Annotated in this window: 9 protein-coding genes; 7 read left to right on the forward strand and 2 right to left on the reverse strand. The window is 42.3% G+C overall.

The genetic code is table 11. The features are described from left to right. Positions 1-17: 17 nt before the first annotated feature. From AXF23_RS12060 to AXF23_RS12090, 6 genes are all read left to right on the forward strand, one after another. Positions 18-1223 carry a mechanosensitive ion channel family protein gene (locus tag AXF23_RS12060; RefSeq protein WP_199222189.1) on the forward strand — a complete coding sequence of 402 codons (1206 nt, stop codon included), beginning with the start codon at positions 18-20 and terminating at the stop codon, positions 1221-1223. Between the two features lie 1712 nt (positions 1224-2935). Next, positions 2936-4447, forward strand: coding sequence for a class I SAM-dependent DNA methyltransferase (locus AXF23_RS12070; protein WP_107625888.1), 1512 nt, complete (start codon positions 2936-2938; stop codon positions 4445-4447). 117 nt (positions 4448-4564) lie between these two features. Further along, positions 4565-5725 (forward strand): restriction endonuclease subunit S, encoded by a 1161-nt coding sequence (locus AXF23_RS12075; protein ID WP_107625463.1) that lies wholly within the window; start codon positions 4565-4567, stop codon positions 5723-5725. A 45-nt stretch (positions 5726-5770) separates the two neighbouring features. Continuing rightward, on the forward strand, positions 5771-9103 hold the full coding sequence (locus AXF23_RS12080) for a type I restriction endonuclease subunit R (protein ID WP_107625464.1): 3333 nt from the start codon (positions 5771-5773) through the stop codon (positions 9101-9103). 392 nt (positions 9104-9495) lie between these two features. Then, the gene (locus AXF23_RS12085; protein WP_233251297.1) at positions 9496-10044 is read left to right on the forward strand and encodes a hypothetical protein; all 549 of its coding nucleotides are present in this window, start codon (positions 9496-9498) and stop codon (positions 10042-10044) included. 247 nt (positions 10045-10291) lie between these two features. Then, on the forward strand, positions 10292-10813 hold the full coding sequence (locus tag AXF23_RS12090) for a hypothetical protein (RefSeq protein WP_107625465.1): 522 nt from the start codon (positions 10292-10294) through the stop codon (positions 10811-10813). Between the two features lie 59 nt (positions 10814-10872). Here AXF23_RS12090 and AXF23_RS12095 read toward each other — a convergent pair whose 3' ends face one another. Then, the gene (locus tag AXF23_RS12095; protein WP_107625466.1) at positions 10873-11934 is read right to left on the reverse strand and encodes an AAA family ATPase; all 1062 of its coding nucleotides are present in this window, start codon (positions 11932-11934) and stop codon (positions 10873-10875) included. A gap of 443 nt (positions 11935-12377) precedes the next feature. After that, positions 12378-12761 (reverse strand): hypothetical protein, encoded by a 384-nt coding sequence (locus tag AXF23_RS12100; protein WP_107625467.1) that lies wholly within the window; start codon positions 12759-12761, stop codon positions 12378-12380. Between the two features lie 382 nt (positions 12762-13143). Between AXF23_RS12100 and AXF23_RS16630 the strand changes: the two genes are divergently transcribed. Beyond that, entirely contained in the window at positions 13144-13548 is a 405-nt protein-coding gene (locus AXF23_RS16630) for a DUF6769 family protein (RefSeq protein ID WP_107625468.1), read from the forward strand. The last annotated feature ends 79 nt before the right edge of the window (positions 13549-13627 follow it).

The following is a 13627-nucleotide window of genomic DNA, read 5'->3' on the forward strand; positions in this document are numbered from 1 at the left end:
TAAAAAGAAAAGAAATTATGATAGCAAAGCTTCCTCATCATCTCCTCGAAGATGTCCTTGAAGAGATAAGAATCTTTGTCGAGAACATTATAGAGTCAATCGGTGTACATGGTCATACTGTTCCTGTATTGCGTCATGTCTTATTGACATTAGTAGCAATCTTGTTGGCTTTCATTGCCGAACGAATCTGTAAATACTTATTCGTTCCCCTTGTTCTTCGTCTGGTAAAGCGTACGCAAGCTCGATGGGACGATGTTCTCCTTGACCATCAAGTGCTGCGCACAGCCTGCCACATTGTCCCTGCCTTGGTGATATGGCAGTTGATGCCGCTTGTCTTCTATCAGTACCATGTTGTTCAGGTGGCTTTGACACGGCTAACAGCTGTCTATCTTACCGTAGCAACGACGCGACTTGTGACGAAACTCATCGACCGCCTGCGCTATCTCAACACGAAACCCGGTGACTCGACAAGTCTTTATCTTAAGTCTTTCTGTGGCGTATTGAAGATTCTTGCAATCTTTATTGCTGTGATTGTGGTAGTTGGAATCCTTATTAATCGTAGTCCGATGACGTTGTTGGCTGGCTTAGGAGCAACCTCTGCCGTTCTTATGTTAGTCTTTAAGGACACGATTGATGGTCTTGTTGCTGGTGTCCGTCTGACGAGTAACGAGATGATTCATATTGGTGATCATATTGCTTTGCCTGGAGGCTTCGTGGATGGAACGGTTATTGATATCACACTCACAACTGTGAAGATTCGTCAGGGCGATAATACGATTACCACCGTACCGCCTCTTACATTAGTTAGTGGAATGTTCCAAAACTGGAAAGGATTGGAAGATGTAGAGGGACAAAGGGTCAAGAAGATGATTTATTTTGATGTTCGCAGCATTCGTATTGCTGACGATGGACTCAAACAACAGCTAATTGATAAGGGACTTGCTAAGGCGGACGACCTAAAGGGTGAGGTTGTGACGACTGCTCTCTTCCGTCGTTACATGGAGCATTACCTTGCCAAGCGTGAGGATGTCAATGCGAAGATGTCTCTCCTCGTACGTCAATTGGAGGCAACACAGGCGGGTGTCCCTATGGAACTTTACTTCTTCCTACGTCAGAAAGACTGGATTCCTTACGAGCATGCCATGGCTGACATCCTCGAACATGTCTACGCCTATGCCAACGAGTTCGGCTTGAAGGTTTATGCACAGACCCCTGTGCAGTAAAAGAGGTTTTTTTGAAAATTAGAGTGATAAGGAAAGTATCTCTTAAGTTTAGAACTTTGACGTAATGTCACACAGAGGTACGGAGTGAATGGAGGATTATTAAAAACAAAGTGGAACGCACGGAGACACCGTCGGTGCAAGGAGCTACGGAGAAAGTTTGCAAACTTTGTTAGAGACTTATGCTCAAACCATTTATCACAAAAGTTATCAGGAATCTGTACGCTACGCCTCCGTTGCTCTATGTGCCATCGGCACCTCCGTGCTATGCCTTTACCTCCGTCCTCTCCGTCGCTCCGTGTGCCTTATTATGTAAGAGTTTTAGTTTATCACTTCATACTTAAGAAGAACCATAAAAGAGGTGGTTGAGAGGCGGCTAAACCCTCAACACAATAGTGCGGAGCATCAACACGACATGTGCGAAGGCTTCGCACATATCGTGCGAAGGCTTAGCTCCATTCTTTAAGTTGCTTGGCTAAACTCCAAAGAAGTTTGAATTCAAGTGAAGGAATTGGAAAATAATTTATGTATTTATAGCTACTTTGTTATGCTGAGGGCAGATGTTACGTAACAATTGTAGCTTGATAAGACAATATCATATCATTAAAGAATAACGAGTCTATCACCTTCTTTGTCCGAACGATAAGGCAATTGAGCTTAAAGAGCAAGGAAACATATCAGTATAATACCAATATCTAATACTAAAATAGTACTATAAACCACTCGTAAAAAAGCAGATGAGGTCTTTCTATATTCATGTTTTAGCAGCAAACAAGAAAGCACAAGCAAGATTATACTTACTAAATAATACAATAGATATTGGATTAAAGAGGGATGAAAAACGTCTGTATCTCCTCTTTCAAGAGACTCCTCTACATCAAACCATACTCCCTGCATAATGCCCAAAGCTGCAAGGATAATAACAGGACTTATTATTGATAGGATTTTTAGTAGGATGCTTTTCATTATTGTTATTTTATATTTTGGGGTGTAAGTCACCTAATGAACAGTCCGAAACATTGGTTGAGTAGTTTGACAACATAGCTATGTCCGTTAAGTGTTAGTAGTGCGATTGTAGGCATAGAGTTCTGTTTCTTTGTTCTTTGCAAATATAATGTTTTCTTACAGAAATACAAAGAAATGGAGACACAATTTAGGGTCTTCAGATATTTGGAATGATAATGATTCGCCTAAGCTTAGGTCTCTGACGAAATGTCACACGGAGAAAAGGAGAGTACGGAGGATTATTAAAACAACGTAATGGAAGTTACGGAGGCACCGTCGGTGCGTGGAGTAATGGAGATAGTTTGCCAATTCTATTAGCAATATATATACAAAGCGTTTATCCCAACAGGGTTGTCAGGAATCTGTACGCTACACCTCCGTTGCTCTATGTGCCGTCGGCACCTCCGTGCTATGCCTTTACCTCCGTCCTCTCCGTAACTCTGTGTGCCTTATTATGTAAGTTTTTTAGTTTGTCATGTCATATTTTGGAGAACTACAATTTGTGTGATAAGTCCTTTCTATCCAAAGGCTACATACTCTTTTGTTTTTTCTTTTATGTCAACCAGTCCATATCTCTGCTTTCTTTTGGCAAAGACTAAAGTTCAAAATTCAAAGTTTCCAAGTGAAAGAATTGGAAAATAATTTGTACATTTGTAGTCGTCTTGCTTGGTAGAGGGCAAGCACAATCTATAATCCGTAAACTGATAACGATGATAACTGGCGAGATAAAAACCAAGATTGACCAGATATGGGACACCTTCCACGTCTCTGGTATCACCAATCCTATTACTGTTTTAGAGCAAATGACCTATATCTTCTTTATGAAGATGCTTGACGACAAGCAGCTACAAGAGGAAGATATGGCACGCGACTTTGATACCGAAGTAAAGAATCCTACCTTCCTTGTTGGGCAGAACTGGTTGAATCCTACTACCGAACAGGAGGTGCCCTACGAGAGTATGCGCTGGTCGGTATTCCGCCATACAGGTCCTGAAAACATGTTCCAGATGGTTCGTCAGAATGTCTTTGAGTTTATCAAGACAATCGGAACAGGTGAGGAGAGTGCCTACAGCAGGTATATGCAGTCGGCTACCTTCCTTATCTCTGATGCTCGTACACTGACGAAGGTGGTCGATGGGGTCGATGCACTCGACATGAACAACCGTGACGCGATGGGCGATGTCTATGAGTATATCCTCGGTAAGATGGCTGCTTCGGGAACGAACGGACAGTTTCGTACACCTCGCCACATCATCCGTATGATTGTGGATATGATGCAGCCGACGCCTAACGACTTTATCTGCGACCCTGCGATGGGTAGTGCGGGCTTCTTGGTGGAGGCGGTGAAGTATATCAAGGAGCATCACGAGCGGGCACTCTATACGGCAGAATCGGTGAAGCATATTAAGTCTTCGCTTGTCAATGGCTATGATACCGACCCTACGATGCTGCGTATCGGAGCAATGAACCTCCTCTTGCATGACATCACAGCACCTGAATTGGCACGTCGTGACTCCCTTTCTGAACAGAACAATGACGAGTCTTGCTATACGCTCATCCTTGCTAATCCACCCTTTGCGGGCAGTCTTGACAAGGGAAATGTGAACAAGAAGATTCTTGCCTACGCTGACACGAAGAAGACGGAGCTACTCTTTCTTGCCCAGTTTGTACGTTCGTTGGAGGTGGGCGGTCGCTGTGCGAGCATCGTTCCAGACGGTGTTCTCTTCGGAACGTCCAAGGCACACATCGCTATGCGTAAGGAACTGGTCGACAATCAGCAGTTGGTGGCTGTCGTCTCTATGCCGAGCGGTGTCTTCAAACCCTACGCTGGAGTTAGCACGGCAGTACTTGTCTTCACGAAGACGAATAGTGGCGGAACGGATAAGGTGTGGTTCTATGATATGAAGGCGGACGGTTTTTCGCTCGACGACAAGCGTTCGCCAATAGCTGAGAATGACATCCCTGATGTTGTCAACCGCTTCCATAACCTTGCTGACGAAGCTAATCGAAGCCGTAGAGAACAGAGTTTTATGGTGTCTGTTGATGATATTCGTGCGAATGATTATGACCTCTCCATTAACAAGTATAAGGAAGTAGAGCGTGAGAAAGTAACCTACGAACCTGTCCGTGATATCCTTTCTCGTCTAAAAGCGAATGAGGCGGATTATCTAAGTGGCTATAATGCACTCATGGAAATGTTGGAGGAGGGTACGAATGAATAATCAACTGACTTTTACAAGGGTATATTCTCTTGGTTGCGAGAGGGTAGGCAAGGGGATTGCTATGCAGTGGTTTGAACGGAATCAAGCTTGTTTCATGCTATAAAAGGAGGTGTGCATATGAGAAAGGAATGGGAATTAAGGAAAATAGGAGAATGTTTCTCTTATATTAAGAATGGTGCTAATATAAAACAAACAAAAGGAGCAGGAGGTTACCCAATAACAAGGATTGAAACTCTATCAGGTGGAGTCTTTAATAGAGACAGGTTGGGTTATGCAGATGTTGTTGATCTTGAGCAGTATAAAGATTATATTTTAGAGTCTGGGGATTTACTCGTATCACATATAAACAGTAAGACTTATATAGGTAGAACTGTTGTTTATGAAGGAAAGCAAGGAGAGAATATCATTCATGGAATGAATCTGTTGAGATTAAAACATAATAGGTCTCTCATTAATTCTGTGTTTCTTTGTTATTATACTCAGAGTGTATCTTTTAAATTGGATATTATGCGTATCCGTAAGGATGCTGTAAATCAATCCAGTTTTGCAATTTCAGATTTCAAAAAAATAAGGATACCAGTGCCAGTGTTAGCTACCCAGATATCCATTGTCTCCGAACTTGATAAGCTAAACGAGCTGATACAGATAAAGAAAGAGCAACTTAAAGACTATGACGCACTTGCACAAAGCATCTTCTATGAGATGTTTGGAGACCCTGTGGTGAATGAGAAGGGGTGGGAAATGATATCATTAAGTGAATTATCTATGTATCCTAATGAACGAATTGCTATAAATCAATTAAGCCCAAGTCAATATGTTGGCGTTGAAAACCTTATAAAAGATAGGGGCGGCGTTCGATTCTCAAATAGTTTACCTAAAGCAAATAGTGCTATTGCATATAAAGAAAATGATATATTATTAGGTAATATAAGACCCTACTTAAAGAAGATATGGCTTGCAGATAAGGGTGGAGGTGCAAGTGGTGATGTAGTTATTATACGAATAAGCAATAGGAAAATTACACCAGTCTTCCTATTTAAAGTATTATCTTCGGACTCTTTTTTTGAATATGATAATACCTATACGAAAGGTGCAAAGATGCCACGAGGCGATAGAAAGGCAATTGCAAAGTTCGGAGTTATTCTCCCTCCGCTTCCTCTCCAGCAATCTTTTGCGCATAAGATAGAACAGATAGAACGTCAGAAGGCGTCTGTTCAGAAAACAATCAGTGATTTAGAGATGCTTCTTGCTGCACGAATGCAACACTGGTTTGACTAAGTAATCAATCAAAATACATGAAACATTAATACAAAGCAAGACGATATGGCTAAAAACTTTGATTATATACTATTGTTAGCAGACAAGATACCGACCTTTAAGCACCTACATAACTACTGCAGGTTGGCTGAGGAACAACAACCAATCTACCCTGATGCGTCTGCCAATAACGCTCGTAAGGCCCTTGAGTGGCTGATGAAGAACATGTTGAAGATGGCTGGTGTTACCGTTGACGCACGTGCGACACTCAACGATATGTTACGCCTTCCAGCGACAGACGCCTTTGTCAATCGTGATTATAAGTTTCGAGAAGATATTTACTTAGTAAAGAAAATAGGCAATGCGGCCAGCCATGACGGTGCAGAACCCGTCAATCGGGTGAAGGCTTTCCGCTGTCTTCGTGCACTCTATAATGTCGTAGCGGGTTTTATGGGGCGTTGGGATGCTGTTAAGGATATACCTCCTTTCGACGCAACACTCATCTCTTCACCGTCTGCCCCAGTCGCCCTCGTCAAGAGTCCAGAACCGAAGGTGGAGATGGAGGTGGTCAATAGCGTACGGAAAGAGTCGCTCGACGACCCACAACCAGTGGTGCTACCTCGTGAGAGTCTTGCCAGTGAGGCCGTGACAAGGAGGTATCTCATTGATTATATGCTCATGGAAGCAGGTTGGGAAATCTTAGAAGAGAAGGGAAAAGTGCAGGGCGGAAAGGCTTGCATAGAGGTGGAAGTGGACGGGATGCCCACTGCTTCGGGGAAAGGCTATGCCGACTATGTGCTCTTTAGTCGTGGGGGTAAGCCCTTGGCTGTCATCGAAGCGAAGGCCACCAGCCGTGCCATAACAGAAGGGCGACACCAAGCAACGCTCTATGCAGACTGCTTAGAGAAGCGATATGGTGTGCGCCCTGTCATCTATTACACCAATGGTTTCACAACAAAGGTCATTGACGGAATGGGTTATCCAGACCGTGACGTGATCTCCTTCCACTCTATGGACGACCTCGAAAGGCTGATACAGAAGCGAGGGAGGGCTGAGATAAAGGACGTGACGATAAAAGAAGAAATTACTGACCGCCCTTATCAGCAGACCGCCATCAAGCGTATTGTGGAGTGGTTTAATGCCAAGCACCGTCGAGGACTACTCGTCTTAGCAACAGGAACAGGTAAGACACGTGTGAGTATCTCGCTCTGCGACATCCTTATGCGCAATGATTGGGTGAAGAATGTACTCTTTCTTGCAGACCGTACGGCACTCGTCGGTCAGGCACATAAAAACTATGAAGCCTTGCTGCCGAGTGTTTCTATGTCGGTGTTGAGCGAAGAGAAGGCACCTGATATGCAGGCACGTATCCTCTTCTCTACCTATCAGACGATGATAAACTACCTCGACAGAGAGGATAAAGCCTTTAGTGTTGGTCGCTTCGACCTTATCATCATCGACGAAGCCCATCGAAGTGTCTTTGGTAGATATGGTGCCATCTTCAACTATTTCGACTCGTTGCTCATCGGTCTGACAGCCACCCCACGTGACGAGATAGACCGCAATACCTACGACCTTCTACAGTTAGATAATGGTATGCCTAACTACAGTTACGACATTGATGAGGCTGTCAGGGATGGCTATCTCTGTCCTTATAAGACACTGCAGTATCACTCTAAGATTATGGAACGTGGTGCCAAATGGGACGAAATGTCGAAGGAGGACCGTGAAGAAGCCGAAAGACTAATGGACTATGAGAAATCTTTAGCAGGCTTAGGACCCGACGATGAGTATCATCGTGACATCCTTCCGCAAGAGATATTCAAGTATCTTTTCAACATAGACACCATTGACAAGGTGCTGATGGAGCTGATGGAAAAGGGACTAAAGGTGAAGAGTGGGGAGGAGATAGGCAAGACTATCATCTTCGCTATGAACCATCCTCATGCAGAACTCATCGTTGAACGTTTCCGTACGCTCTATCCTGAGAAGGAACCCGACTACTGTCAGCTGATTGATAACTATGTCAACAAGGCACATGGACTTATACTTGACTTCGAACAGATGGATAAGTACCCACAGATAGCGGTCAGTGTTGACATGCTTGATACGGGTGTCGACGTGCCATCGGTGCTCAATCTCGTCTTCTTTAAGTGTGTTCGTTCGAAGATAAAGTTTATGCAGATGATAGGACGTGGTACACGTCTCTGTCCGAAGGTGTTTGGTGATGCTGACAAGAAAGAGTTCTACATCTTCGATTGGTGTGGCAACTTCGAGTATTTCTCAGTAAATAGTGATGGCGCAAACCCTGTCGCTGTGAAGTCGCTGACCGAACGGCTCTATGCGTTGAGGCTCGATATTGCAGCTGCCTTACAGTCGGCTGAACACCAAGAGAGGGAGGTCGACCGCTGTCTACACGATGAGTTGAAGGCTATCCTACATGCACAGGTGAGCCAACTCAGTAGGGCGCGCATTGATGTCAGAGCGCATCTGCAGACGATTGAGCCCTATCGTGAGCGGGAAGCGTGGGCCTGCCTGAGTGATTTAGACGTTGCCGAACTGAAGGGAATAGCCCACTTATTGCCGCGTCCGAAGGAGAATGAGGCCGCAAAGAAGTTCGATGTGCTGATGCTCTATCTGCAGTTAGAGCAGGTAGATAGTACGGTGAAGGCTGATAACAGTCGTGCGAGTGTGATTAAGATAGCGCAACTCTTAGAGAAGAAAGCCACGATCCCAGCTGTGAGGGAGCGGATGGAAACGATTAAGGAGGTGCAGACTGCCGCCTTCTGGGACCATTGTACGCTGAATAGTCTTGAACGAGTGAGGAAGGAACTACGTGAGTTGGTGCATGTGTTAGCTGAGAGTAGGGACGAGAGAAGATTTGTTATCAATATCGAAGATGCAATCAGTTCGGATGCTGTGGCTGCTCCTGTCACGCTGAAAGCCACCTATCACGACCGTGTGATAGACTATCTGGCGAAGCATACAGACAATGAAGTGCTAAGGAAGATACAGAACTTTGAGCAGCTGACGACAGCTGATGTCAATGAGTTGCAACGTATCTTCTGGGAAGAATTAGGTACACGCACGGAGTTTGATGAGGCTACGAATGGAAAGAAATATAACCATAATGTGGCTGCGTTTATCCGTGTCATTCAAGGTGTAGACCGCCAGAAAGCGTTAGCCCTCTATACCCGCTTTATCAAAGACGGCAACCTGACAGGTGAGCAAGAACAGTATCTGAAAGAGATACTGAACTATCTCAGCGAGAATGGTGACCTAAAAATGAGTGACTTCATGGAGTACCCATTGAACCGAAACAGGTGGCGGGATGTCTTTGGTGAGTATTTTGTGGGGCTAAAAGACTTTGTGAATGAGTTGCATAACGTCATCAGTTAGGAGGTTCTACTTTATTGGTATGGGTCGACAAGATGCTTTTCAGTTAGACAGCAGAACAGGGTCATTAGTCCGTTTTCGTCTTCGTACAATAGTGTTCCATCCTGTCATTGCGAATTATTTTCATGAAGAAAAATATTTATTTACGTGAAAAAAAATATTTATTTACGTGAGAAGAAATATTTCTTTTCATGAAAATAATTCGAGAGCAGATGTTTATCAGCTGTTTGCATAGTAAGATTTATGGTCAGAATCACCACATATCTCCTACCCCTCAACACCCCTCACCCTCATAATCTATCCCTCATCACCCAACATTTAACACCCCTCATCCCTCACCCCAATCCCCTTGTCCAATCAAAAATAGAAACTAATTAAATAAAGAAAAATATAAGATGAAATCATTTATTGTATCTATCATTATTATTTTAGGAGCATACGGCTTTATTTATGGGCTTAATAAACTATTCTATCGTTACTCTTTTTTTCATTCGGCACCCAGTATTAAGACCTTTTCTAAAGGCGGTCTTGTTTGGTACTTCCTATCTATAATAGCATTCTTCGGCATATTCGTGGGTTTAGCCTTTTCTGGTATTGGATTTGATTTACTCTATGAAAGGGGGTTGTTTGTCTATCTACCTGTTTTGATGATAGTTCTGGTGAGCGTGGCGATAGTTGCTATTTTTCGTATAGAGAAAAGTGCTTGGCTCCGTCGTAATCCCCAACATTGCCGATTGTTCTTCCCCTCATGGAATGAAGGTGCTAAGAACATGATGGTGTCAATAAGCAAGATTGATGATATTAATTCTGGTCGTGGCGTAAGTTTCTCATGGTTTGATGGTAGCTTCCTGACCGCAGGAAGACACCGAGTGGAGTTCGTATTCTATGAGGAGCGTATTCTTTCAAAGCGCAATATGAGTAACGAACTTTATAAAAAGAGATGAGTTTTAATTTCCGAGCAGGTGTGGTGTATGTGATAGAACCACTCCCAGAGGAACGTACTTTCCGTATCGTTGAAGATAAAACACGGTTTGTGTAGAGATAGGACGATGGTGGCTGCGGCTAACAGCTTGGGTGTTAAAATAAGATGATGCAGGTTATTTTGCAAGAAAAGAGTTGTATTCTACAAAATAAAACACTATATTTGCAAAGAAACTTTTGTGTTAACTAACCCTATAAATAGATATACGTATGAAATATTGGAAAGCTATTAACTGTCTGACTATATGCTGTCTGTCAGTGCTAATGTTGTCATGTACGACGGAGAACGCAGTTGTTGGGAATGTTGGGATAAGTGATGTGAAGTCGTCAGGCTGCAAAGCATCAGCCTCTCTGATGGAGTCTCGGCCTGATTACTATAATCGTTTTATGGGGCAGCGGTCTGTGTTACGTCTCCTACTCGGTACGGACAATACTGTCACGGCACGTTTTGTAGACGTCATGGATAACTGTGCAATCGACCTGTTCCATGTAGGAGCAAGCAGCAGTGAGGGTAAGATTGTTCTCATCCTGTATCCCGATAAGGACATGATGACAAACTGCATCTGTCGCTATGATGTTGATTTCAAGATAAATAATATCCCTTCTGGCAACTACCAGTTGGAGGTTTATCACACTACTGCCAATAAACAGATAAACAAAGATAACCAGATTTATAGCGGAACTGTAAACTTAGAGAAAGGGAAGGAACTTATACTGACAATGAGTCGGTAAGGGATAAGTGTGGAGATTTGGGTTGTGGTGGCTTGGTTATACAAGTATTACGAGTCTTTTCATAGTAGGGTCGGTTGTCCATTGATGATACTTTTTGTCCATAATTCTCCTAAGGAGTAATCATTTAACCAATGTTGTAATGTGTCGTTGTTTAGTCTGTTGAAGGTAGATTGCTTATCTTTGCGGTCGACAGTGATAATATCTTCTGCGTCAAAGTTATTGATAAGGTTTACAGATTGCGTGGATACGATAATCTGACAACCTCTGGAAGCAACAGACTTTATCATGCCAGCCAACTTAACAATAGCTGTTGGATGAAGACCAAGTTCTGGTTCGTCAATGATAATGACTTTTGGTAAGGTAGGTTGCAACAACAGGGTAGCCAGTGCAATGAAGCGTATGCTACCATCAGACAAGTCGTTGGCATCGAAATACTTCTCATTGTTTTCGATGTCACTCCACTGTAAGTTGATTTGGCTTTCATCAAGTAGAGATGGTGCTAAAGAGAAATTACCAAAGTAAGGCATGACTGAACGGATAGTCAACTCTATCCTTCTTAGAGTCTTCGGATACTTCTCTTGCAACATGAAGAGAAAGGCTGGGAGGTTACTTCCGTCTGTCTTGAGGTAGCGGTTGTCGTTAATATTAGCACTACTCCTCAATGGTGCACCTTTACTTGTGTCGTGGAAATGGAAGATTTTATAGCTTTGCAGATAGTCTCTAAGCCACCTGTCTCTATAAGTTGATGAGTTCTTAATTTGGCTCTCATCTATGTTTGAAACATTGAAGGAGCTTGACTGGTAGTAGCTTCTTTCTTCGGCAATAAACAGACTTCCGTTGTCTCGTGCCTGAAGTCTTACCTCATAGGCATTATCTCCAAATGCTAAATATCCTTTTAGTTCGCTGGTTTGCTTCAAACCATAGTGAAACAACCTCTCAGCACTGTTCTGCATCGTATAGTTATGTAGGCGTTGTTCATAGATGATGTTTATCAGCTTGAAGAAAGAAATGAAATTAGTCTTGCCAACACCATTTGAGCCAATCAAGATATTGATAGGTCTTAGTTCTACATCTGTATGTTGGATAGACTTGTATCCATCTATGATAACTCTGCTCAACATTGTGAAAATCTTATTAAAGGATAATTCCTCTGCAAATATACGATAAATTTATTATCTTCACAACTATTTCTTTCTGATAGCGAATTAAATGTTATTTCTTAGTGAACGGTTAGCTGTGATGTTTGTATAAAGTTGCTTTTAAGGTGCCGAATCAATTATTCTTTGAGGAGAAGGAAATCCTTGAAAAATAATTTTCCTGTCATTTCTGTCATGCAAGTTCGGCTCTTAACTTATTGGATGATAGTATGGTTACGTGAAATGTTAAATGTGACAGCAACTAAAAATAAAACTTTTTTCGTAGTATTAGGGGTTATTTCTTGCTTATAAAAGTAGGTTTTGTTGCTACCAGTTTTGAGCGAACTGACATCGCATTTGAGGTGGGAAAAATAAGCCACAATGCTACTCACATTATGGCTTGACTTTTAGTTTTAGGATAGGGGCAGTTACTGTATTTGCATGATACCGTCTTTGTTGACACTTGTCACACCTTTTACTTTCTTGAAATCAACGATAGCCTTATCAACGTCGTGCTTCTCGTCAACCTTAACAGCAACCCCACTGAACTCCTTGTATTTATAGAGTAGGGTGCAGCCCTGCTTCTTAATGGCTTTTAAGAGTGGTTTGCTACCCGTCTTCTTGTCGAAGAAGATAATCAGCGTGTGGCTGACCGGAGTCTTATCTCGTTCTCGGTTAGCCTTCTCTAAGCCTTCTCCGCCATCGTCACCATTCATTATCTGCTCCTTGATAGGGCATTGTGCAGACGCTGTTGTTGACTGGATGAACAATAAGCCCATCAGCAACATACTTGCTTTAAAATATTTCTTCATCTTGTTTTCTCCTTTTAATATGAATGACAAAGATAGTTATAAATAAGCAGATAACTACTAAGATTTATAATTATTTCAGTTTTCTTTCTCCCCGTTCTGCATATTATCTTTGCAAATGAAAGTATTTGGTGGGGGATGATGTTAGAATTCTCTATGTGTGAATATTAGTTGTTTATAGTGATTCAACAACCTCTTTTCCTATGCATTGTACAAGTTTTGCTCTGAAAAAATCAGAGATCTGTATCTTTTAGATGATTAAGAGAATAAGAAAGGATAAAAGGTAACTGGGTTACGAGTTGGAAACAAGTGATTTTCTTATTCTTTCTTTACTCTGCAATTTTGCAACCGAGTTGCAAAAAGAAATTTCTACCTTTGCAGCGTGATGAAGAAGAAAGTTTACATATTCTGTATTTGGTTGGCAACATTACTAATGTTGTCAACGGCATTCTTGCCTCACCATCATCACTTAAAAATGCTATGTTTTACCCAAGAGAAGTGTCAGGTAGATAATCGTGTTAATGACCAGCACACAACACATCAAACTACTGGGACGGAAAGTGGATGTGCAATAGAGCAAATCAAACAAGCATTTACAACCGAGAAGAACTTACATCAGGGCGAACAATCTCTTTTGCATGAAATATGCTTGCTGTATTCTGTCCTGTCTGCACTCTTTTATTTTCGAACAAATAACTTATCTCTTAGAAAGTTCTTCCGTAATCCTATAATTCTTCTACATGACGGATGGATTACGTCGCGTGGACTACGGGCACCACCTACATTATAATTATATACAGCATTATTTTTTCAGGAAGTGTTCAATTTTCAAATACTTTCTGTTGATGTAGCATATAATTATATATAAA

This window comes from Prevotella sp. oral taxon 313, from assembly GCF_003043935.1.
Lineage (GTDB): Bacteria > Bacteroidota > Bacteroidia > Bacteroidales > Bacteroidaceae > Prevotella > Prevotella jejuni.